Annotated in this window: 15 protein-coding genes; 10 read left to right on the top strand and 5 right to left on the bottom strand. The window is 58.8% G+C overall.

Annotation, left to right across the window (positions count from 1 at the left end):
• Positions 1–61 precede the first annotated feature (61 nt).
• From LB557_RS30475 to LB557_RS30465, 3 genes are read right to left on the bottom strand one after another with little or no spacing between them, the layout of a single operon-like run.
• Complete coding sequence (locus LB557_RS30475) at positions 62–538, bottom strand: Mov34/MPN/PAD-1 family protein (protein ID WP_224713146.1); 477 nt, start codon at positions 536–538, stop codon at positions 62–64.
• An 8-nt stretch (positions 539–546) separates the two neighbouring features.
• Positions 547–1,164, bottom strand: a complete 618-nt coding sequence (locus LB557_RS30470; protein WP_027033386.1) for a putative metal-binding protein — start codon at positions 1,162–1,164, stop codon at positions 547–549.
• A complete protein-coding gene (locus tag LB557_RS30465) occupies positions 1,157–1,450 on the bottom strand; it encodes a DUF2604 domain-containing protein (protein ID WP_027033387.1) in 294 nt (97 codons plus the stop codon). Before LB557_RS30465 ends, LB557_RS30470 begins: the two co-directional genes overlap by 8 nt.
• Positions 1,451–2,173: 723 nt before the next feature.
• Here LB557_RS30465 and LB557_RS30460 point away from each other — a divergent pair.
• The 4 genes from LB557_RS30460 (at position 2,174) to LB557_RS30445 (ending at position 5,888) form a co-directional block, all read left to right on the top strand.
• Positions 2,174–3,127, top strand: a complete 954-nt coding sequence (locus LB557_RS30460) for a DUF1403 family protein (RefSeq protein ID WP_027033388.1) — start codon at positions 2,174–2,176, stop codon at positions 3,125–3,127.
• 2 nt (positions 3,128–3,129) lie between these two features.
• Positions 3,130–3,825 carry an SMC-Scp complex subunit ScpB gene (scpB, locus tag LB557_RS30455; RefSeq protein ID WP_027033389.1) on the top strand — a complete coding sequence of 232 codons (696 nt, stop codon included), beginning with the start codon at positions 3,130–3,132 and terminating at the stop codon, positions 3,823–3,825.
• A 401-nt stretch (positions 3,826–4,226) separates the two neighbouring features.
• Complete coding sequence (locus tag LB557_RS30450) at positions 4,227–4,736, top strand: hypothetical protein (RefSeq protein ID WP_027033390.1); 510 nt, start codon at positions 4,227–4,229, stop codon at positions 4,734–4,736.
• 93 nt (positions 4,737–4,829) lie between these two features.
• Complete coding sequence (locus LB557_RS30445; RefSeq protein WP_027033391.1) at positions 4,830–5,888, top strand: hypothetical protein; 1,059 nt, start codon at positions 4,830–4,832, stop codon at positions 5,886–5,888.
• 207 nt (positions 5,889–6,095) lie between these two features.
• Here the strand turns inward: LB557_RS30445 and LB557_RS30440 are convergent, their stop codons facing one another.
• Positions 6,096–8,312 (bottom strand): hypothetical protein, encoded by a 2,217-nt coding sequence (locus tag LB557_RS30440; protein WP_152536314.1) that lies wholly within the window; start codon positions 8,310–8,312, stop codon positions 6,096–6,098.
• A 223-nt stretch (positions 8,313–8,535) separates the two neighbouring features.
• Positions 8,536–13,191, bottom strand: coding sequence for a hypothetical protein (locus LB557_RS30435; RefSeq protein WP_032925927.1), 4,656 nt, complete (start codon positions 13,189–13,191; stop codon positions 8,536–8,538).
• Between the two features lie 96 nt (positions 13,192–13,287).
• Here LB557_RS30435 and LB557_RS30430 point away from each other — a divergent pair, with 96 nt between their 5' ends.
• From LB557_RS30430 to LB557_RS30405, 6 genes are all read left to right on the top strand, one after another.
• Positions 13,288–14,061, top strand: a complete 774-nt coding sequence (locus LB557_RS30430; RefSeq protein WP_027033393.1) for a hypothetical protein — start codon at positions 13,288–13,290, stop codon at positions 14,059–14,061.
• Positions 14,062–14,170: 109 nt separating this feature from the next.
• Entirely contained in the window at positions 14,171–15,658 is a 1,488-nt protein-coding gene (locus LB557_RS30425) for a hypothetical protein (RefSeq protein WP_027033394.1), read from the top strand.
• Complete coding sequence (locus LB557_RS30420) at positions 15,658–18,135, top strand: hypothetical protein (protein WP_027033395.1); 2,478 nt, start codon at positions 15,658–15,660, stop codon at positions 18,133–18,135. Before LB557_RS30425 ends, LB557_RS30420 begins: the two co-directional genes overlap by 1 nt.
• A 443-nt stretch (positions 18,136–18,578) precedes the next feature.
• Positions 18,579–20,591: an AAA family ATPase gene (locus LB557_RS30415; RefSeq protein WP_027033396.1), complete on the top strand. Its 2,013-nt coding sequence runs from the start codon at positions 18,579–18,581 to the stop codon at positions 20,589–20,591.
• A gap of 40 nt (positions 20,592–20,631) precedes the next feature.
• Positions 20,632–21,123 (top strand): hypothetical protein, encoded by a 492-nt coding sequence (locus LB557_RS30410; protein ID WP_027033397.1) that lies wholly within the window; start codon positions 20,632–20,634, stop codon positions 21,121–21,123.
• Between the two features lie 402 nt (positions 21,124–21,525).
• Positions 21,526–22,743: an AAA family ATPase gene (locus LB557_RS30405; protein WP_027033398.1), complete on the top strand. Its 1,218-nt coding sequence runs from the start codon at positions 21,526–21,528 to the stop codon at positions 22,741–22,743.
• Position 22,744: the final 1 nt, after the last annotated feature.

Below are 22,744 nucleotides of genomic sequence, written 5' to 3'. Positions count from 1 at the left end.
TCGGCTAGGACCTAGATGCCGCCGTGGCGGCGCGGCCGATAAAGTTAGCGAGTGCCATTGTTCAACTCGTTATTGTGATCATTCGCGACAGTGCCGCGGAAGGGAGCGCATTCCAGTTGGCTTTTCCGTCGAGCCGATAGGCGGCGACTCGAGCAAAATCGAAAGGCTCGCGGGCGAAATTCGGCACTACCAGCGACAGACACCCAACCGTGGTAGCAACCGCATAAGCATCGTCGGTCGTCGAATGGTAGGCTCGGCCCGGATGGCTATGGATCTGGGCCAAGAGTTTCAGGCCGCTATTGTAGAGCCAGACATTAAGCCGGTGCAGTTCCTCGGCCGGAACCATCACGCAAACACCATCGCCCGTCCGAATGTGACGCTGCGCCGGGATAACGGTCTCTGTTACGGCAAAATGCTGGTCTTGCTGAACGCCGACCCAGAGCGCCATCCCCTCATTGCCTTCGCGACCAACCGAGCGCAGATGCGCATGCACAGTCGAGATGCAGTGGCGCGGGAGCGTCACGGTCGTTACATCCATCAAAACGCTCATTCCGGGATGGCGGATGGGGGTACTACCATCGCTCCCACTGAGATTTGGAACTGATACTGTATCTGCTCCACGGGGCCGGTCCCGTACTTGATGATCTTGTCCAGGATAAAGGCCAAACAGCCTTCGCCAGAACCCCGGTGGAGAAGCCATGAGTCACCTGAATGGGCTGGATTGTCGTGGTATTCCCGGACGCCTGCCATGCACAGGAATGGCGTATGTTCCGCACTGTTGGCCTGGAGGAAGTCCGATAGCGACAGAGCTTTCTGCTGCATGAGGACCGAAATCATACCCGGTGGGGTTCCGGGTAGATGCGGTCGTCTGAGCATACTTAGCAGTAAATCCTTGCGGGCAACCGGCCGGCGGGTAAAGGGGTCGACGAAGACTACCGACGGAGGTCGGAGGTCGTAATTGGAGAAGTCGATCTCGACAGCTGCACCGATTATCTGTGGCCTTATCTTGGGCGGTGCGAAGATGAAGAAGGCAGTAGGGAATCTCGCCTCGATCAGGAAACAACCCTGAGCCCGGTAAGCGCCCGCTTGCGTTTGGAACCAGCCGATCTGCCGATCGAATTTCGCTCGCGAGACCGCAGGGTCCACAGTCTGGATTTCAGGCACCTGCTACACCCGCCTTCAGGCTGAGGAACAGGGTCACAATGTTCGCGAAACCGAAATCGCCAACTTTTTTGTCCACGTCGAGCAGGTTGCCGGCCTCATCCTTGAATTCCCAATTCTCGGCCGGCTGGGCGACGTTCTGCGTGTTCTCAAGGGCTTTGGCACGAACGACGTGAAGCGGCTGGTTGGGATTGGCTTCGACCTGCGTGGGCTGGCCGTTCACCACCACCGTGATCTCGATCTTGCCTGGCCCGCCGCCGTGATCGCCCTTACCCGAATCCTTCGACATTTGTCCTACTCCTGTGGCTTGCCAACCGGCCCCAGGCGCTTGTGCCCACCCGCTAGTGAGACCGGCGATCTTCAATCGTCCACTCGGCGCCACGGGCCGCGAGTACGCAAAAGACAGGGGATAAGCTACCGAATCGGTGCTACCTTCTTTTATGCGTGACTTGAGCGGCAAGTAAACGGGCTGAAATTGCGCTTCACAACTATAATCGATTAGAGCAATACGAAAATATTGGCGATACACCTATTTCATGTGCTCTTTCACGCGCCTGCTCCACTGACGGCCCCCGTGCAAGTCCGCCGGCCGGTATGATTTCAGGTTCGATTGGGCGGGCGCTGTGACGGTTTGGCTGCGGCGGCTCCTAGCCGCTGCAATCTTGACGGAGGGTTTATCGAATAGGCAATCACGCGGAGCTTTAGAGTTGGTGATCCGAGCTCGGCCTATTCGAAAGGTGGCTCGGAAGCAGGTCGCCGTGACCAACACCGGGTACCGGGATAGTCGCGACGAGAAGACGGGACTGTCCGGATTGACGTGAGTGGCTGCACCAAACCGTCGTCCGGGTGTGCCCGAAGAGTGATGTTATCCAGCTAACTTGTTGCGAGTGGAAAGAGTAGAGTTAAGCGACTGATAATGCAACATTATCATTCGTTGTTGACGCACGACAGGCTGTGCGTTTTGGCACAAAAGTCATGGCCATAAGCGCACCGGCACTTTACTCTCCAAATCATGATTCGCCTTGATCCCGCGACCGCCAGCTCGGGTGCGCCGCCCTCCGTTCCGGCTTGGGCGATCACAAGCGCCGGCGCGCCGAGCGACGGCGCCGCCGCCTTCCGGGCCGGCGCCGCCCTGGGTGTCCTCGACACGCTCGCCCGCGCACAGCCTGCCTGGGCCGGCGTTTGGCGGCAGCGGCTGGCGCTGAGCTGCGCCGCCGCCAGCATGCGGCTCGCCGGCCGCGCCGAGGACGCGGCCGCCTTGCGCGACGCCTGGTATCTGCGCCCAGCCGGGGCCGACTCCGGACCCGCGGGCACCATCTTTGGCGCCTGGCGGCAGTTGGCCGGACAGCCGCCCGTCGCTACCCCTGACCGGCTCGAAAAGATACTCGACCAGCTCGGGTTCCATTGGGAGAGCGCGGCGCTCGCCGACCTCTGTAGGGACATTGAAAACCTGGCGCGGTCGCAGCGACCGGCGCCGTTCGCCGCCGCGGCGATCGTCGCTCACGTCGTCGCCATGAGGCCCGATGCCGAGCTTTTTGGTTGGTGGCTCGCCGACCTAGTGCTGGCGCAAAGCCTGGGGTGGCCGCAGCCCCTGCCGCTGCTGATGGCTCAGGCCTTTGGTCCGGCTTTTCGCCCCGACGGCGGCGGCAAACGCATCCGGCCAGGGGACAAGAATTTTGAGCGGGCGGTCTGCGTCGCGCTGGTTCACGCTGCGGCCGATGCCTGCCGGCTGGCCACCGAGTTGTCGCGCCGCGCCGCAAAACTCCTGGCGGTGGCGCCGAAATTGCGCTCCAAAGGCGCCGGCGAGGTGGTCTTCCTGCTGTTCAACGAAGACGCCGTCTCTGGATCGCTGACGACGAAGAATCTGTCGCGCTTTGCATCCCGGCGGCTGTTCGAGCGGCTGCAGCAACTGGAGGCCGTGCGCGAGCTCTCCGACCGTCCCACCTTCCGGCTGTTTGGACTCTAGCGATGAGCGAAGCCTCTGCCCGCCGCAAGTCGAACGATCAGCCGGCGCTGCTTGACACCGAGCTCGATCACCTGCCGCCAGAACTGCGCTGGCGTGAGTGGATGGGCCGGGTGGAGGCGGTGATCTTTGCGGCAAATGAACCAGTGACACGCAGTGTCCTCGCGCGGGTGGTGGGAAGGAATTGCAATATCGAGCTGGTCATCGACGACATCCGCGCCGAGCTCGCCGGCCGCCCCTATGAACTGGTCGCGGTCGCTGGCGGCTGGCAGCACCGGACCAAGAAAATTTTTGGCGACGCCATCCGCGCCGCCTTCGGCACGGCAGCGGGCGAGGGGGCAAAAGAACTGTCGCAGGCGGAGGCACTGGTTTTGATGTGCATTGCCTATTTCCAGCCGATCACGCGCGGCGAGCTGTCTAGCTTTTTCGGCAAGGAGGTGTCGCGCGACCTGATCGGCGTGCTGCGGGGGCAGGACCTCATCGCCTCGGGGCCGCGCTCGCCGCAGCCGGGCGCGCCATACACCTATGTAACGACGAAGACTTTCCTGTCGCAGTTCGGGCTCGACACGCTGCGCCAGCTGCCCGAATTCGAGGCACTGGAGGATGCAGGCCTGCTGTCGAAGGAGAAGCTGCTGGCCGGCGACATCGTGCCGGGGTTTTCTTCCAACCATCGAAACGCCCACCCAGAGATCGAGGATTGACTGTCCGGGGCGCGTAGCAACCGCCGGCAGTTGCGTGTCCGAAATGTGTGCAGCATTCACCGCTGCATTCTCGCAATCCCGCGTACCGCGCGTCTTGGCGGCCACCCGGCTCCTCGCAGTGAAACGCCCCGACCTCTTCGTCTGCGTGAACGGTGGCAACACGGCAGGTCTCGCTACTCCCTCTCGTCTGCGCCCACCACCATCGGGTTGAAGAACTACTGGGAGCGGGTGATCGACCCCATCCAACAGGCACCTTGGTACAAGACCCCGCGCCCCACGACATGGGAAATGGAGATGTGGGATGTCCGTGTTGCTATGCTCGATGCTATCTACTACCAGCCAAAGCCCATTGAGGGCCCAACATAGGGCTGGATTACCCTCTTACTCGCCGAGCGTTCTTTATGGACGAAAACGAGACTTACCTGTGGTGCGGCGTCTTCCGCGATCTCAACTCGGAGGCCCGACTGTCGCTGACCCAACTCGTGATTAAGGGTGGCGCCGTCAAAGGCACCCCGGATCAAATTGGTGCGCGACTGGGGCGGACACGGACGCTGGCGCTACTCCGCGTCAAGGCGACTGACCGCATCGTCGGCGTCGCCACGCTAAAAAACCCCCACTCCGGATACCGGGTAAATACGTTCGCCGCAGCGGCGGCTCCGATCGCAGGCTACGAAACTGCGCCGGAGTTGGGATATGTTGTGATCGCCAAAGAGATGCAGGGCAAACGGCTCTCCGGCGGCCTCGTCGAGGCTATCCTCAAAGAGCTCCGCGAGCCTGCCTATGCCACGACCGACAGCAACACCATGAGAAACAATCTTGAGCGGTCCGGATTCACTAGGGCGGGGCGGGAATGGCAAGGCAAGAGGGGTACACTCTCGCTCTGGACGTTCGTTCCTCGTCAAGGGGCATGACCTTCTGCGAGAGATGCGCGAGGAAGGATCCTGCCGGACGTCTCATCATAGTCCGTTTGAAGAATTTGCCCGGCTTCACTGAGTAGGAATAGGATGACGTCGTACTGCACTTTCCTCATATTCAATCCCACTCACGTTGAGGCAGTCGATTTTATGTGCTCGGCTGCGGGCTGGAAAATTCGCTTTATTGCCGACCCGTCAGAACGATTTTGGTTCTACAAAAATGGGGTGACGGAAATCTCGCATCCTGACGCGCTCACTATGCGGCCGACCGGCTCTATAGCCGGCCAACTAATGGTCATCGATTCGGACGAGACGACGGCCAACAACATCATTGGGCTGGTTCGTGCGGCGAACGACGTTATCGAAGGAAATTACAAGCAAGACGCCCCATTCCGCCGAGGTTTTGAACTGCCTGACGATCCATCTGAACAAACAGGCGTTTTCTGCGATGTGTTTCGGAGTCATGGTTTCTTTGAGCAATTCAGCCATGATCCCGACTTCCCGCTTGCAGTGGCGCTGGCTGCAACTGCGTGGCAGGACAGACGTCTGGTGTATGCGATCCACAAACTATCGCGAAGCTTCGAAACGGAGAGCATCACATGGTGGTCAACCCACCCTAGGTATGGCCAGATCTTCGACAAGCGCTCCCAGCTCCACTCAGCTCACGTAAACACCTCGATAGCAATCAATCTTGCCTTCTCAGCGATTGAAGAGATCAAACTCCAAGTGAAGTCTAGCGCAGCTAAAGCGCGGTTTCTGGCGGGCGAGTGGAACCCTGCCGTGTTGAAAGATATTTTGGATAGACTCCAGGAGGCGGGGATAGACGTTGACCAAAAGGTGAATTGGATCGTGAGGGGCGAGATATCCAGGTCGGAAGATAGGATCAAGCCAACGCTTGGGGCGCCGGCTCCGTATAGCGACGGTCAAGTTGTTCGTGATGTCGAATTGACAATCCCCGACGCACTCCACATCAGTAGCTTCATTCGAAATTTCATGACGGCACATGGATTCAGCGATTCCTCTGAATTCCTTGGCCCGTATGAGGTTTTCAACGTTGAAAGTTTGGCTCGCCGGCTCATCCTCTCGAAAGCTCAATTGTGGAATGTCAGTACCGACGATATTTTACGGCGGACCAGTTCTGAAAATTGACGGCTAACCCATTCTTCCCGTGCTAGATCGTCAAGGAAATGCGGCTTGGCGGTAGATGCCTGCTGCGTGAGCATTGATCGCCGCTCAGCCATTGCCACAGTCGTCGGACATTGACGAATGCTCCTTAACCAGAAGGCAACGCATCGTTACCAATACGCTCGATTGCGATCACGGGTCCTGCGAAACCCGATCCGGAAAACTGACCGCCTAGCCGTCGACGTCGTGGAAAATTAAGCCAGGTCCGTCAGAGGGCAGTACTGCCGATTTCTCCATCGAGGTGGGGCTCCAGGCCGAGCTATCAGGAGCCGATTGTAGGGACTCAAGTTCTTCGATGTGGACGTCGATCTCGGCGTAAAGTTCGTCAAAAGAGTCGTCGCTTTTCAGCTCAAAGTAGGCCTGCGCGACCTTCAGATTTTCCTTGAATTCCTTGTACATGCCCGGCGCGTCCTCGGAGGAAAATCGACTAAATTCACCGAATACGCTGGGAATGTCTGAGAGCCATTCCTTACGAAACGCCTCGGCGTAGTCGGCGAACTCAGCATCCTTGAATATCTGTCGGAGCAATGTGTCCGTCAGCGGCTTGGCGTCCAGCCAAGTGATCGATTGCTCGCGGATGTCCGCCACCATTTTCTGGCGCACTTCTTCCGGCAGAAGGCCCCACGACGCCAGGGCGGCGATCAGGAGTTTTCCGCCAAGCGCCTGACCGCTCGCAGGCGCCCGTGCGGCCCACTCCAAAATGTCTGGCCGGGCCTCCAGTACCATGGCGAGAAAGGCTCTTTCACAGCGTGCGCCTAGGAAAGACTTCAACGATTCATCCAAAGGGCTGGCCTTCAGCCGCTCGATGAGCCCCGGGTAGAGAGCGGGAGGGACCCGGATCCGCCCGTCTTCTGCTGCCTTTGAATTACACGCGACTTCACCGAGCAGGCGGTCGAGTTTAGCGCCGTGAGCATAAAGCTCTACCAGTTCGGGCGAGGCTGCGACGAGGGTGGCGAAGGCGTCGGTAATCGTTGGATGGCGGAACACCCACCGGTTGCCATCATCCTCCGATATTAGTCGGGTCAAACTGTCGTTGAGATGCTGCATCGCACGAGCCAGATCGGCGGGCTTTACGCCCACGAGACGAGTGACCATTTCGAGAGCTGGACTCGCGGTGATAGGGGAGGGTACTCCGGCTTGCGAATTCAGGAAGATGAGGGCGACTGCGGCGCGGGACGCGTCGTCCAGCTGCGCCAGCACCTCGGTCAGGAACTCAACCGGGTGCTCCACTAGGCGCGTTAGACGTTCCTCGCCGATGATGAGGTTCTTGGTGAAGAGCGGATCGCCAAGCCGGCGAGCAGTTTCCGGCAAAAACGCTTTGCTGACGGCGATGGCGGGGAGGAATGGCTTCAGGCGATGGCGTATCTGCTGGGGCTGGGCGCGGCGAACGTGATTGTACAGCATCTGAGCTCGCTCCTCGTCGGAGAGCGCATGGACGTTGACAACCACTTGGCTTTCCTTGAGCAGAGAGAAGGAACTTGTTTTCAAGTGGGGTTTGGCGGCCTCCCAGATGTAGTTGCGGGAGGTGAAGACGATACGCGCGCCACCTTCGACAGCGGCGCGCAGGGTACCAAGTTCGGCATTCCAGCGGCTCATCCGAGAAGCGTCGAAGTGATTGGGACCAAACGCATCGTCGACCCAGAGGAACTGCCTCTCCCCCGGGTGCCACAGGTTAAGCTGATCCGGTGAGTTGATCTTCAAGGCGCCCAGGCAGCCGTCATCGATGGCGCCGAGCGCCAAAATTGCCGCGATCGTGGATTTGCCGGAGGCGGGGTCGCCCAATAGAATTACAAAGCCGTGTTCCTGCAATGCTTTCACTGCCGACCGGTAGGCGTCCGTCGGCACGAAGCAGCTGAGGTCGGACCCCATCGATTCCAGAATGGCCTTGGCCTGCTTGTAACCATGACCGGTTATGATGTGGGACAAGTCGCCGATGCCGTAGACGCGGGGCACCAGCATGCGCAGCTTGGGGTTCTCGGTCAGCTGCTGGATAATCCATGTTCCGCCGAATGTGCGGCATCTCTTGACGCCCGCACCTTCAAATGCCGCGCAGATCTGAGCGTCGGCATCACCGGAAACGCCGGCGTTGGTCAGGATGATGTAGTCTTCCGCGAGGCCATCAGCCGCAAGCTTTTCCGCTTTGGGCAGTTCGTCTTTTAAATCGGACAGAGCTAGGTTTGCTCCCGGCTTTCCAAGAAACTTGCATTGGATTGTTGACTTGGAGGTGGCACCGTCCGAGTCTTCCCAGCGCCCTAAGAACGCGGCGTCGCGTCCGCCGTCATTCGATCCGAGAAACGTTTGTACGGGCCGCTTCAATATCTCCGCGGCTACGGCAGCAGCTAAGTCCTGGAATGCCTTCCAACCAAGTGCACTGAGGTCGTAGCTCATAATCCCGCACCCCGTCTTCGATGTCTTAGGCCGGATCAAATCAATCTGCCAAAACTGCACTAATTCCCTTGCGGATCAACTACTTCGAGGGTGCGCTAGGCTCTAATTTCGAATTGGCTGCCCAAATGGCCGTCTGCCCCTTTTTGATTCAAGGCGGCCGGTGGTCTTAGCCCATCCCTGCGGCCTTGCGACACAGAACTGGGTCATCGCAGTTCCGGAAATCTCAATGATCCTTGTCAGCTTTCGCGGCTGCGTCTTCTCGGCGCTTCAGCTGCTTCTTTCCAAGTTGGCGTCCCTCGTGGAGGAATTCGAATGGAAGCGCGTCGAAGACTTCGCTCAGATTTGCGGGATCGTCACGAGCCCAGAGATAGAAAGGATCGACAAGTTCAAGTATGGTCAAAAGCCTGGCCCACTGAAGGGGCTTGGGGGACGAAAGCAGAAGATCACGGTGAGCCATCGCTGTCGTCTCGAGGCGACGTTGACGAAGCGCCATTCGGGCGGCTTGCTGCACAGCGGGCGACGAGTCTCTCGCCAGTCGGTCAAGCCAGGGCAGAGCTTCGCCAGGGGGAACCACAGCCGCTAACTGTGCGGCTGTTTTGCGGTCGGCCGCCGGCAAGGCGCTCGCGAGAGGCGTCACCAACGCCGCCAAAACATTGCCTCCCAAGTGCGCACGCAGTCTGCGCTCGAGCTGGAGGCGCAGCGACGGTTTTGCATGCCGATAACGCTCGATCAACTCGGGGCCGGCCCGATCGGGATTAATTTCAAGCATGAGGTCGCCCGCTACGGCGACCGCATGGCGACTGAGCAGGCGCTGTGCAGCGAAGTAGGCCTCGTCAGGTTCTTCTTTCCGCAGATAGTCGATCGCCGCGATTACATTCCCTCGGTCGAAACCAGAATAGCGATAGCTCGCGCGCACCAACTGTTCTTGGGCCCAGCCGTCGCCGGCCTCGGCAAGCAGCCGCAGCTGACCGCCATCCACCACGAGATGACCATTCGCGCGGGATCGTTGAAGGTACTCCACCACTGCCGCTTTGCCGCTGGGATGTTCGACGAGTGCCGTCAGATACCTCCTTCGCGACGCGGAAGCGCTACCGAGGTCTTGGCTCGACAACCAATCGATCACGGCCTGTCTCGCGCCATCGTCGCCGACCTCGGCCAAATACGTTGCTACGAACTGGGCCTCGTCGTCGATCCGTTCCGCAATCATGTCTCGAGCGATAGGGAGTAGCTCAGGGGTGTAAAAGTGAAGCGCGCGGAACGAAGCCAGAGTCCGGTGCCGAGTCTGCTGCTTTGTCGCTGGCGCCAGATAGATTGCCACCAGAGGCTGCGCCTCCTCGGCCCCCCCGAGGAAGCCGGTGAGAGCAGCCGCTATGTCGAGTGACTCGATGTCGCCCGATGCTAGCAGATCAGCAATGCGAGTACGCAAGCCCGACATGTCGCGATCGATCGAACAGCGCATCCCCACTGCGTTGACGTAAATCGGGGTGCCGGCACGAACCATCGCTTCGAGCTGCTCGTCGCAACAGTGCACGGCCAGTGCTTCCATCCGCACGACCTGATCAAAGGTCTGATTCTCAGGATCACCGGGCGACTTTGCGAGCGCCGCCGCGACCCGGTCATCGTTTGTCCAGCGCGCGGCGATGAACCCGTCCTGGCGACCAAAGACGTTTGGTCGACTGAGTTCAGCAAGGACCAGATCGTCATAACCGGACCCACCGATCATTGCGAGGATACGCTCACACTCATTGCCCGTGTTATCGCGAGTCATCGAGATACGGCCCCGCCGTGCGGCGGCGAACTGCACAAGCTCCTTCTCCAGCTTTGTACCTGAGCGCCTGCGCAGGGCTTCAAACTGCCAGCGCTCGCTAAGGCGCGGCAGGAAATTCAAGGGGTGGTGCAGGCGCCCTTCATGAGCATCGGTGTTCGCATTGCTTTCACTAAACACGCGGAGCTTTTCGGCGAAGGCGTCGAGCACCTCATCAAGGGTCCGCGCATCCATCGCCTCGGGATTGAAGCCATAGTACAAGACGGTATCCGTGAGCGGGTCGTCACCGGCGTGGGCGCGTGCGCGAATTGCGGCCGCAAGACCATCGGGATCCACCGCCGCCAGTTCGTCAAACCACCAGTTCGCCGCCCCCCATCCGTAGCTGTCGGTGCCTTCCGCGATCTGGCGAATTGCCTCGTGCGGTGCAACACGGGCGCGGCTTCGTAAGACGCGAGCATGCGTCCACTCTCCTGAGCTCGGGGCGGCATCCAGCATCGGAAGGAGTGACGCTTCTTGAAAATGACCGATCGCTTCGATAAGCGCGGCGCTGGGAGTTGGCATAAGCGCCACGATACGTTCACGGTGCCTCTCCCAAATTTCGGCGGCGAGGTCGCTATCGACTGTCTTCTCATCCTTGAGCATCCAGAGCAGTTGACTGACCGCGATCTCGTTGGTCTCGGTAGCAAGCTTGGGGTCTAGCCAACCTGGGTTCGCGCTTATGGCTACGTGAAGCGCCTCCGAGCTCAATTGCTGCGCGAAGATTGCCTGCGAGCGGGTGTCGACGTCCGAAGCTAACCTCGCCTGCTCATAGGCGAGAGCGCGTTTGAGATGCTCATCCCAAATGGCGGTCAGCGCGGCTGGCGCTTGCACCAAGCAGGCTGCACGCAGCCCTATGTCCACCGCCACCTCATTTGGAGACGCGACCTGGCGGGCGATCAGGTCGCCAACCGGCCCAGGGTCGGATGCCGCAACGGCCGCGAGGGCGTGCGGGACGTTGCGTAAAATGCCCAAGTCCCGCTCGTCAAACGTACCAAGCGTAAGAACCTCCAGCGCGGATAGTATCGCACCTCCGAGACTGCCGTAGCCGTTCCGCCATTGGTCTTCTGAGTGGGTATCCTCAGGAAGCCGTGCGACATGTTCCTGGATGAGGTCGGCAACGAATTCGGGCTCAGATTGACGCGCGAGCAGCCAAAGCGCGTCGAAATAGACATAGCCGAGACGCGATCCAATCGGTTCTTTCTTCTTTGTCTGGAGCCCGTCGATGGAGGCGAAAAGCGCTTCAGCTTGCTCGGCTGAAAGCTCGTCCTCCTGAATATTGTCCGCCAACGACTCCGCGATCGCCCAGTTCAGCATCCGGTCTGCAGCAAACAGGAAGCGATCGGGCACTGGCCGGCGAAGCAGCCCAACCTGTTCAAGCCTCAGTACCGCGTGATCGTCGAGGTTCACCGCATGGAGGTCAGTGACGCGCCAAGGATAGTAGCCCTTTCCGGTTAGAAGCCGAGCAGCGAGCGACCGCAACGCATATTTGTCGGTTGGATGATCAGACTGCTCACGTGCTCGCAGACTTGCATACTCCCAGTAGGCGCTGAAGAGTTCATATTCAGAAACGCCGGCCCAGGATGCTCGTTTTGGTAGCTGCACGAAGATGCTCGCGTGGACCGGCTTCAGGAGCAACTCGAAGACGTCGTCCGGCATCGTCTCCAACGCTTCTGCAAGGTCGTGGTGCCTCAAAAAGCGGTGTAGATCCGCACTGCGAAAATTGCCGATTTCGATGATCTGGACTCCCTCACGGATCGACCGGATCACGTTTGTGATGCGCGGCTGTGCGGAGACTACGATGCGGACGCCGTATTCATCCCACTTCGATCGAGCCAGCCTCTGCGCGAACTCGCGATCCTGAACATCGTCAATGTAGACGGTTAGCCAGTTACCGTTTTCGTCGCGAAACGCGTCCCCTAGAACCTTTGCGACGACCGCGATCGTCCCGCGGTCCGGATGCGCCGGTTGCCAAATCCGTTCGCTGATACAGTTGACAACGTCTTCAATCTTGGTGGGCGAACGCATCACAATGGCGAGTTCGCCACGCGCGATCTGGTCGAACGCGAGTTGGGCGAGTGTCCAGGTTTTTCCCTGTCCGGATTCACCGGAGAGGATCGCAAAGTTGGAGACCAGTTTGGGAAGTGCTAGACGAGCTTGTTGAGAAGGCACGTAGCCAATCAACTGGGCGTCCTCGTCTACGTGGCGGGCGAGAAGAGCTGGCAAGGACTGAATATGAGCGAGCAGGCGATGGGCCTGCGGATTAATCAGGGTGAGCAGTTCCGCAGGTGTCAGCTTCGCGCCATCGGTTGCGAGCGTCATTAACTGCCCAAGCAGCTGGAAACGCTTGTCACTGGCGACCTCGTCTTTCCTCAGCAGTGGTGTTAGGGCCTTGTCGATTGCATCCTGAGTAACGTCGGCGGCAATGATCTCGATCTCAAATCGGTCGAGCAGGTGTCGCAGCTCGGCATTGACTTTGATAAGACCGGCGGCCTCTGCCAACCGCTGTTCGAACGCGATGGTTGTGAGACGAGCGTTGCCCCAGCGATGCTGTCGCTCCGAGCTTTTACCTCGGGAGGCGATATACGCTTGGAGCGGCGCGAGGCCCTCAGCGTTATTTGTCACGAAGCGAAACTGCTGGTCGGCAGCCAGTTTCACGGCCTTGAGCAGATCTGGAAAGACTTTCGACGCGATTTCACCACTTGTCCATTTGCGACGGCTGGCGCGCATCTTTACCTGCTCGACGATGTCACTCGCACCGCCAACGACCTGATGATCGCTGCCCTCAGCTGGCTCAAGGTGGAGGACCATTTGTGTGCCGTCGGCTAGCGGCGACAGGGTCAGGGTCATGTCCAGACCAAGCTTGATGCTCCGCAGAATCTGAAGGAGGAAGCCGGCGATCGCCCGTCGTCCGGCCGTTTCTGAATCCAGGTTGATGCCGATCAATCCTCCGGTTGATGGCACGAGCTTATTCATATCTTTTTTTCCGGCGGCCGGCCCGACACCTTCTGTCAGCCCAGTGGATGGTCCGCTACCGCGTTGGTTCACCATGGAAATGTCATAGCCGTGAACACCCATCGACCCAATCCCTGCGTCGAAAAATACTAGTGCAATCCGTCAGAAATGACGTTGACAGATATGGCGTTTTAGAAGCTGTCGAGTAGAAGTTGTTTAATGGGGATCGTGCTCTATCGACAATACCGGCAATCTTTGAAGGTTACGCCATTCACTGGCCGATATATGCCCTACAACTGGTCGAGCTTGCCCAACCCCCTGGACGCCCAATGGATGGCGTATTCGTGGATGCTCGACGAATTCGGTCGTGAACTGGCCAATACAGTCAATGGATTTACTAACGACGTTCACAGCCTGACGGCTTGGTCGACTGTTGTCGAGCCGCTGACGCAACAGAGTCAGTTGGAGGCCAACCGCGAATTCATCGACAAGCTTGCAACCACCGCAGTGAACCTTCCCTATGTTGTGAAGGGGCGCTTTGCGTTCGCCGCGGCTCACCTGTGTCACCAGGCGAACATGCTAAAGTTTCCAGCTACTTGGCGCGACGACCTGCCGCTCGACTGCGAGATCTATCCTCACGTTGCTGACAGCTATGGCAAATCGTGGAAAGGCTACAAGCGGCTGAAGCGCGCGCTTGATGCCATTGGCGCACGTGCCTTTCGCGATGGCACCGGGGACTTCCGCCACGCCTACAATCATCGCTTCTCGCCGCGGTTCGTGGTTGGGATGACTCAGTTCGTAACGCGCACCGTCAATGCGTCTACGGGGCGGGTTCGTTACGGATTCGGTGGACGTTGCCCGCTTGATCTTGCCAAGATTGTGAAGCTGCTGGAGCAAGAACAGATGCGCTTCTACGCGGCCTTCGAGAGCTTCCAAGAACTCGTACGCGAACACGAAAGGGCAATCCGGGATCACGTCGAAGCCAAGCTTTGATTTCGCGTTCGACTGTGATGCAGATGTTCTATCCAAGCTTCGACTGCCCTTTCATGCGCGCGCTGCAGATTTTTCGTAGCCCAGTTATTGAACTCATTGGGGATCGAACATGAATATTGCTTGGGGTGCGCGTCTCAGCAGCGAGACTAAGGGCCTCGATGTTATAGGCATCCGAGCACTCGACCAAAATATCGAGGCCTCGCTGACCAATGGGCTCACGACCATCTCAATTCGTGCCCGATACATTTCGGTCCTTCCGTGGGCGATCGGCCAATATTTTGTTCACGAGAGTGCTGGCGGCCGCGTGCGGCATGACAAAGATGCGCTTGCCGTCCACCTAAACCGGGTTCGGTTTCTTGTGCTCGCAGCGACGTTCGTCGATGAGGGTGCCTCACGGATAGGTACCATGGGGTCGGACTTCTATCTCGACGAGATGGCCACCCTTGTCACTGGCAAGACCGTGCGCATGCCCGACGTCGGGAACCTCGCAGTGCTCGCGACGTATTTCGGGCCTGCCAGCGCGCTCGGTTTTGTCGAATCTCGTCCTGGATCAAGTGGCCTGCCATTCGGCCTGTCCGCGCGCGGCACAGCCATGTATCAAGAGCGTAGCAAGGCGCTCGGAAGCTCTCGATTGGTCGATTTGCTACGCGACGGCGGCGACCTCGACTACGACACGGCGCGCGAAGCGGTTTCAGCCTTCTCTCTCGCCAGAATTGCTGATTTTGGCCGCGAGGTGGATCTCTTGCGAGAAGCGTTTGAACAGCCATGGGTGCCGGGGAGCTCAATAGCGGCAAAGCTGGTTGCTCAAGCCTATCAGCGGATGATCGATACACGTTCATGGCTGCATCGAGAACTCGAAGTCGAGCCAGCCAGTGCCAGCGAGCTGATCGCCCGAAACTATGATCGTGCAGTACTCGAGGGTGCGGACGGTATAGAACTTGAGTGGGCGAGCTTCGAGTGGCACCGGCGTGTGCATTTTGCTCTTGAGTTGCTCCTCGCGGCTATGACGAGAACGCTCCTGGACGACGGCAGCATGTCGGTCGCGCAGTTGATCGCCATCTGGTCCTCACACGCTGTTGCTTCTGAGCCGCTCACAGATCACTGGAATTCACCGGTCGACGTCGCGGCACTTACTGTGCAGCCTGGAGCGTTTAGCGGCGGCCTGTTGCGTCCCGCCGACTTTCATCTCGAACCACACATCCAGGCAATCCGCGCCTTCGAAATTCTGGTGACGCAGGCGCGGGACGCACAATCCATCGGCGTCGTTCCAGGCGCAAGCAGCGGGGCGTCGGCGCCCTCTGCACGAGCGATCCAGCTGGTGGCAGCCGGAACTGGCACACTCGGGGCGGTGCTCCGCGCTATCTGCGATGAGTGCGTCGCGCAGCGCCATATCGCCAATACGATGCGAAAGATGGGTAACCATCAGGACTGTTCGCTGCGCTTCTATCCTGAAGGTCCAGTTCTCGTTCCCACGGATATTGACTTCAGCCCCAACTATTCTGGCAGCCGTCTGCAGAATACGATGCGTATCCTTGGCGACATAGGGATGCTCAACATTGGCTCTGGTGGCGTGATCGCCGCAGATGTGGTCGGCTGATGGGTGAGGTCAACGTTCTCCAGCGCTTGGTCGATGCGAGTAAGCGCGCCACGACGGCCGTGGTCCTAACCCACAACATCGACTTCATGTTTGCGCAAGCCATCCTGGTGAACCAGTTGCGCAAGAGCGGCGCACCGCGGCTCACGGTGTTCGCCGATGCAGGCTGTGCCGCCGCATCTTTTAATCGGCAAAGCGTGATCGCTGACCGCGTTGGTCGGTCATACCGTGTAGTCCCGATCGATCTTGGAGTCGGGCGGCGCTTCCATCCCAAAGCAATCTTCCTCGCAGGCGAGGAAGGCACCCGACTTGCTATCGGAAGCGGCAACCTTGGCCATGGGGGATGGAGCAGCAATCGCGAGATCTGGACCTATTTCAACTTTCCAGGTGAAGGCGGACCGGCAATCGCCGCTTTCCGTGACTACCTCGAAAAGGTCTGTGGCATGGCTGGGGCGAGCGACGCCGTGCGTGCGACAGTCCTCGACCCGTTCCGCTCAGAAGCATGGGCAGCCGACCTGCCTGAGCCCGATCGCCTGGTCGAGCTACCTGCGGACACTCCGCTCATGGATCGAATGCTTTCCCAGTTCCAGGAACCCCCAGCCTCGTTCGACATGATGGCCCCTTATTTCGACCCCGAGGGGGCGGCGGTGAACGAACTTGCAGCCCGTCTCGGCGTCCCCATGCGCGTGCTAATCCAGCATGGTAAGGAGGGGCTCTCTTCAAAGGCGGGGGCCAAACTGCCCTCGTCTGCACGTATTGTTGGGATTGCGCCGGGCGCCGGGGAACGGCAAACGATTCACGCCAAGCTTTACGCGGCGCGTTACACCGATCACGTGGTGATACTAGCCGGGAGCGCCAATTGCTCGCGCGCCGCATTGCTGCGTAGTGATAACGGCAACGCCGAGCTAATGGCGATTTCCCATCTTTCTAACGCAGAATACGAAGAGCTTCTTTCGGGCATCCAAATATCGGATAGTCCTCCCGACTTACCAGAAACCGCGCCTAATGCAGATTGGGACGAAATCGAAAATCCTCCGGTGCGAGTGCTTTCAGCCAGCTTCGACGCAGGTTCGTTGGTCGTGCGCTGTGCCTTCGCCGGCGGCGATACCCCGTCCGACATCAGGGTTGTTTTGCATACAGGTTCACTAATTGCAGTCGCTGACGAGACCGGCTCTTTTCGTGTGTCTGTTCCCGGTCCCGGAACCCGCCTTTGGGTCGAAATCGACACGCCTGCTGGCGCGGTCCGCAGCGCTCCGATGTGGATCGACCACGAGGCTGAACTCCGTGTTGGTCGGCCAGAGTTCGACGTTCAAACGAGGCTTGCCGGAAACGAGGGAACGATCAGCTCCGAAGGCCTCATCGACATCTTTACGCTTGTCGTCGAGCACTACAAGAGCCCGGTACCTTGGGCCGGCACGCGAGGCGCGAAGGGCGCTTCGGCGATAGACTACAATCTTGAAGACGTGTTCTCGACTGGGTTTGGCCGGCGCAGCTATGCGCCGGTTTCGGGTGGGGGATACCTCACGACCGACGAATGGAGTCTGATGAATGACTATTTCAGACTCGGCGGGGTCGGCCCGCGCAACGGAGATCCATCAGACAATTCAACCGACAATCCGGACGGGAACCCGCCGGAGCCGAAAGAACCACGGGCACCTGCCAAGCCGCTCGAACCAACGCAAGTCGAGAAACTCGCGCGGCTGATCGATAGAGCTGTGTCATCCATGTCGTCGATGGCATTCCTCGAAAGCAGGCCTCCGCCACGCCTTGCTGCCGACATCCGTACAGTTGCTCTGCTTTTGGGTATCGCGAGACGGCGCGAAGGCATGGACAAGGCGAGAGTCGACAGCGCCAGTGCAAGACTATTTCATGCGTTATTCTTCGGAAACGGAAGCCGCCCGCTTCTTGATCTCTACGTGGAGGCTCATCCAGAGGCACCCGCGCTTATGCAGTCGTCGGACCTGACGGCTGCGATGACGCTCTGGATCGCAGATCTCATCAACAAGCCAGAGGCAGGGACCTGGTTCAATTTTGCCGCGACACGTCTCGCTGCGGCCCATCCATGGCTAACCCTGGGCGATGATGAGGCTATGGACAGCCTCGAGCGACTGTCGGTACATATTGCGGGCCTCGTGGAAGCCCTGCCTGACTTTTGGCTGAGCTGGGTTCAAGGTGGCGCCGCCATCCGAGCATTGATGAAAAATCTGACCGATCCGGATCAACTGCTCGCAACAGTCACCCGTCCGCGCATCTATTCCGGCGAGATTGTTTGGATAGGCAATCAGTTCGCCGTCGCCGAGACGGATTTCGACAGGAAAAGCAACGCGGGCTTCTTCCTGCTAGGGGAAGCCCGGCACGCAAGATATCAGGGAAGTAGGGCAGTTCCGATTCTCGATGTTATCGATGCGGTCGAGCTTCCCGAGGCCGTGAAGCATACCATCAAGCAAATCCTGACACCGGCTAGCCTCTCGTTCCGATAATTCCATACTGTCCTGAACGAGGAGCGGTCTGCCCCGGCCTGTACGATTTTGTCATTTCCCCGGCCGCCGGCGTCAACGGACTGCCGAACTCTACGCGCCCGCCTCAAGAGCCTTTATGAGGGGCTGCCGGAACTGGAATACTCCTTCCACGACCGCGACATCATCGTTACCGCATGCGGCAGCAAAGCGTAACCGGCGGCGGTCGCATCAATTGCAAAATGGCATTTTGGAACAGGATTCTACGCGGGTACGAAATCTCGGCCCGCGCATGGAATAGGGGCCTTTTGGACGAAGATGCGGGAGCAGGATGTCAATTGCCAACTTCCCCGGCCGGTGACCGATCCACAACATACAATTCGTTATTCACCGGCTATCGAGCGAGCGGCCATTCTCTTTGAAAAAAGCACGTCGTATACAATCCTCTGCGTACAGGGGAGGGGCTGATGAGACTAAAGAAAGCGCGAATTACAAACTATCGCAGCGTGAAGGATTCCGGCTCTATTGAGTTGGAGCCCAACAAGACAATCCTCGTTGGGCCGAATGAGGCCGGCAAGTCAGCACTGCTAAAGGCCCTTCAGCAGATCAACCCACCGGCAGGTGTCCCTGGCTTCGACGCTCTCCGTGATTACCCCCGCGGCGACTATAACGACATCACTTCCAAGCGGCTCAAGCCCGAAGACATCAAAGTTGCCGTCGCACATTTCGAACTCGAAGATGACGACAAAAAAGCGATCGAGTCCGAGTTTCACTCGGCCACTTATGTCTGCTGGCGAAACCTGGACAACTCATGGGGGCATGAACTTCAGGGTGTTCCCGAGAAGCCGACCATCGAGGACCTAAAAAAAGACCTCGCCCGCCTTGCAGCGCACGTCGATAGTCGGCAGAAGGACGGCGAACCCCAGCCCAGCAAAGAGCTCGAAGGCATTCTGGCGGGCTACAAGGACAAAAACTATTACATCCAAGGTGAGGTTGCTACGAAGCTGATCGACTGGCTCGAAAAGCACTACCCGCTCGTCGATGAAGACGATGAGAAGGAGGAAGATCGCTACACCAGGCTGCTTGGCCACTGCAAATATGCCGATCGGCTAAAGACCACCCGGACGGCGCTCCGAACGAAGCTGCCGGTGTTCGTCCTGTTCAGCAATTACTTCCGCGTGCGCCCGCTGATCCACCTTGATCACCTCGCGACCCGCGTCGAGCAAAACCTGCTCGACGACGCCCAGTACGATTACGGAAACCAATGTCTCCTCAAGCTCCTAGGCTTCACGGCGCGAGAACTGTCAGACCTCGGTAAGGCGGCCGAACCAGGCGCCAAGGACACGGACGCCCAGAAGAAGTACCGGGACCAGCTCGACAATCGCGCTTACCAGCTGAACGCTGCGAGTGTTCGCCTGACGGATCAAATAGTCAAAGTCTGGAACCCTAACCCGGAGCGGGCGGAAGCCAGCCGCCTTAGGATCACCGCCGACGGTCAATACCTCAAGGTCGTGGTCGAGGATGGCTTGGGCGTTGAGATCGAGCTGGATCAGCGATCGGAGGGTTTCCAGTGGCTGGTCTCGTTCTTCGTGGTCTTTTTCTCCGAGACCGAGGACAAGCATGCGAACGCCATTCTGCTGCTTGACGAGCCGGGCATGAGCCTGCACGCGCTGAAGCAGCGTGATTTCCGCAACACGATTTCCATGCTCTCGGAATCCAACCAAACAGTCTATACGACGCACTCGCCCTTCTTGGTCGGCCCGAATGAGCTCGATCTTGTACGGGTCGTCGAGATGGCGGACCGGAAGGTCGGCACCAAGGTGCACACAACAATCACAGCGGCGGATCCAGCCGCCCTGCTGCCGCTGCAAGAGGCATTGGGCTACGATCTTGCGCAGAGCCTGTTTGCGCAGCAACGCAACCTGATCCTCGAAGGCCTGACCGACTTCTGGTATCTCGAGGCCACATCGGAAATGTTGCGGGTTGGCGGCGTCGCGGATCTTAACGACAAGATCGCCCTGATCTCGGCCAACACCGCGAGCAAGGTCGTCTATTTCGCGACGATCCTGATCGCCCACAATTTGAAGGTCGCGGCTCTTCTCGATTCCGACAACGCCGGCGACCAGGCCGCAAAGCAGGAGGTGCTGGTGCATCGCCTCGGCGCCAAGCGCATTCTCCGGACGATGGACTTCACCGTTCCACCCAGACCGAAGGCCGAGATCGAAGACCTGCTGCGCGACGTGCTAATACCCCTTGCGGCAAAAGAGCTTGGCATCGACGTGACAGCCGAAGCAGCGGCCACGCCGGAAAAGCCCTTGGTCGACCTGCTGTTAGCAAAGGGCGGCGCCAATTTTTCAAAATACAAGCTCGCAAAGGCTTACGTTCGCTGGACCCGTGACCATACCGCCCAGGATCTTAGCCAGGCCGAGCGTGACGCCTGGATCAAACTGATCGGAGCCGTCAATTCAGCATTGAAATAGAAGCTTCCGGCCCTGCCGGCCTTTAGGAGCATCCTAGCGTATGATCTGGCCATTTGTAACAAAGCAGACGGAACCCGCAAAGGCGCAGTCGGCACCAATAGCTTTCAGCACCGCGGATCTGGAATTGGCAGCGGTTGCTGAGAGGGCCGTTGCCGCCTTCGTCGACTACCTTGGTGCCGATACCATGGTTGGCGAAATTAGGGATGTGAAGGTCCTGCCGGGGCCTAAGCAAGCGCTCGTCAACGCCTTCACGCTTGCGTTGGCTCTTGAAGGCGATGCCGAGCGTCGGGATGCTTTGCTCCGTTATGGCCTGTTACTCTCTCATTTCCAGGAAGGTGTCGGCGACAAGCCTGTGCGCCAGATGCCCGATTTCTCTGGGGACGATGAGGCAATCCTGGAGGTAGTTCTCGCCCACAAATCCGAGTTTGACCGGTTTAACCAAGTGTATCCGACGGCTATCGCTGAGGCCAAGCAGATGGCGGAGAAATACCAACGATCCATCGATGCTGCTGTGCGCCGCGGCGGTGCATAGAGGTGCGGGGAGCTAGTCGTAACGCACATTGAACGGTCGCCGACTACTCTGCGCCTTCGTATACTGTTGATTCAACGGCCAGATTGCCGTTTGACAGTTATTCAGTATGTGACACCAGCGCGGGACAGCAAGCAGCATCTCCCGGAAGGCTTTAGGACACTGCGCCTCCCGGTGGCGCTAAAGCGTGTCACATGATGTTCATCATCCGTTCGACCTTAGCGTACGATTTTGAGCAGTTCTTGTTCCGACCCCTAGGAGGACGCTATCGCGAGCCGGACTCTTGCGAAGGAGACCGCGATGCATAAAGAGTTGGATGTCAGGAATGAAAAATAGAACATATTGCATAATTTGATGAAATAGTGCATATTAAAGCCTTGGATACTCCAGAGTCGAGGCTGCGCTATGGAACATTTCGACATCGTTCTCGCCATTGCAAGAATTGCCCTGAGTGGCGACAGCGAGCGGGCAACCCATCAGGTAAAGCGCCTTCGGGAGGCAGTCAGCAAAGCGAAGCCCGATCAGGCCGAGAAGCTGGCGCGACTTCTCAATCGCGACGATCGCAGACACTCGGTGGCGCCAATGTCGTTAGAACAGATGCGCGTCAGCGGATCGTCACCGCCAGTCATTCCGGGTGAGAAACTAGGCCGAAACACACCGTTACCGAACGATCGCGAGACTGCGACGCCGCTTGTTCGGGTAGTTTTTCCCGAGGACAATGTGGGCGCGGAACCCGTGTTGTCGCCGGTTCTCGCGGACGCCCTCGATGGTCTCATTGGCGAGTGGGCTCACACGGAGGAACTCGCTGCTCTAGGCGTACAGCCTAATATGCGCTGTTTGCTGTACGGCAAACCCGGTGTCGGCAAAACCATGCTCGCGCGATACATTGGCGCCAAACTGGGTCTGCCGATCGTTGAGGCTCGACTCGACGGTCTGGTGTCTTCTTTTCTGGGAACCACCGCCAGAAACATCGGCGCGCTTTTCGACTTTGCCGACCGCTATCGTTGCGTCCTATTTCTCGATGAGTTCGATGCCATCGCGAAGGCCCGGGATGATGCCCAGGAGGTTGGTGAGATCAAGCGAGTGGTAAACGCGCTCCTGCAGTGCCTCGACGCTCGCGGCCGGCGCGGTTTTACCCTTGCCGCGACAAATCACGAGCATCTTCTCGATCCAGCGGTGTGGAGGAGATTTGATGGCCGGATTGAGATTCCCTTGCCGGATGCCGATGCTCGAAAGAACCTGCTAGCACGGTTTCTGCCGCCGCTCACTCCGGGTGAGGCAGAGATGAAGATGCTCGTCTGGATGACCGAAGGAATGAGTGGAGCCGATATTGAAACACTTATCAGCGGTGGAAAGCGGTTTCTTGTGATGAAGGAGGCTAGCGGCGCATCTGGCTCGCGGCGCAGGGGGCTTCTAGGCGGGCTACGGCGCCAGGCAACATTGAGCGGTCAGCTGTTCAGTGTTGAACAGCGCGCTTTGCTGTTGGGTAGCAATGAAGAGCTTGCAGCTGCACTGGTTGATAATGGCGGCCTGACGCAAAGAGAGGCAGGGCTATTGGTAGGCGTCTCGCAAAGCACAGTTTCTCGTCGCCGCCGCGACACCGCCAATCCATTGGAGGCGTGAT

This window comes from Mesorhizobium sp. BR115XR7A (genome assembly GCF_020165315.1).
GTDB lineage: Bacteria > Pseudomonadota > Alphaproteobacteria > Rhizobiales > Rhizobiaceae > Mesorhizobium > Mesorhizobium australicum.
The sequence above is the reverse complement of the archived record's forward strand: the minus strand, read 5'-3'. Positions and strand labels throughout refer to the sequence as shown.

What these genes read in the sequence shown, in the direction of transcription:
- LB557_RS30475 (WP_224713146.1), bottom strand. Translation starts at nt 538, where the DNA reads ATGGATGTAACGACCGTGACGCTCCCGCGCCACTGCATCTCGACTGTG.
- LB557_RS30465 (WP_027033387.1), bottom strand. Translation starts at nt 1,450, where the DNA reads ATGTCGAAGGATTCGGGTAAGGGCGATCACGGCGGCGGGCCAGGCAAG.
- LB557_RS30460 (WP_027033388.1), top strand. Translation starts at nt 2,174, where the DNA reads ATGATTCGCCTTGATCCCGCGACCGCCAGCTCGGGTGCGCCGCCCTCC.
- scpB (WP_027033389.1), top strand. Translation starts at nt 3,130, where the DNA reads ATGAGCGAAGCCTCTGCCCGCCGCAAGTCGAACGATCAGCCGGCGCTG.
- LB557_RS30450 (WP_027033390.1), top strand. Translation starts at nt 4,227, where the DNA reads ATGGACGAAAACGAGACTTACCTGTGGTGCGGCGTCTTCCGCGATCTC.
- LB557_RS30445 (WP_027033391.1), top strand. Translation starts at nt 4,830, where the DNA reads ATGACGTCGTACTGCACTTTCCTCATATTCAATCCCACTCACGTTGAG.
- LB557_RS30440 (WP_152536314.1), bottom strand. Translation starts at nt 8,312, where the DNA reads ATGAGCTACGACCTCAGTGCACTTGGTTGGAAGGCATTCCAGGACTTA.
- LB557_RS30435 (WP_032925927.1), bottom strand. Translation starts at nt 13,191, where the DNA reads ATGGGTGTTCACGGCTATGACATTTCCATGGTGAACCAACGCGGTAGC.
- LB557_RS30430 (WP_027033393.1), top strand. Translation starts at nt 13,288, where the DNA reads ATGGGGATCGTGCTCTATCGACAATACCGGCAATCTTTGAAGGTTACG.
- LB557_RS30425 (WP_027033394.1), top strand. Translation starts at nt 14,171, where the DNA reads ATGAATATTGCTTGGGGTGCGCGTCTCAGCAGCGAGACTAAGGGCCTC.
- LB557_RS30420 (WP_027033395.1), top strand. Translation starts at nt 15,658, where the DNA reads ATGGGTGAGGTCAACGTTCTCCAGCGCTTGGTCGATGCGAGTAAGCGC.
- LB557_RS30415 (WP_027033396.1), top strand. Translation starts at nt 18,579, where the DNA reads ATGAGACTAAAGAAAGCGCGAATTACAAACTATCGCAGCGTGAAGGAT.
- LB557_RS30410 (WP_027033397.1), top strand. Translation starts at nt 20,632, where the DNA reads ATGATCTGGCCATTTGTAACAAAGCAGACGGAACCCGCAAAGGCGCAG.
- LB557_RS30405 (WP_027033398.1), top strand. Translation starts at nt 21,526, where the DNA reads ATGGAACATTTCGACATCGTTCTCGCCATTGCAAGAATTGCCCTGAGT.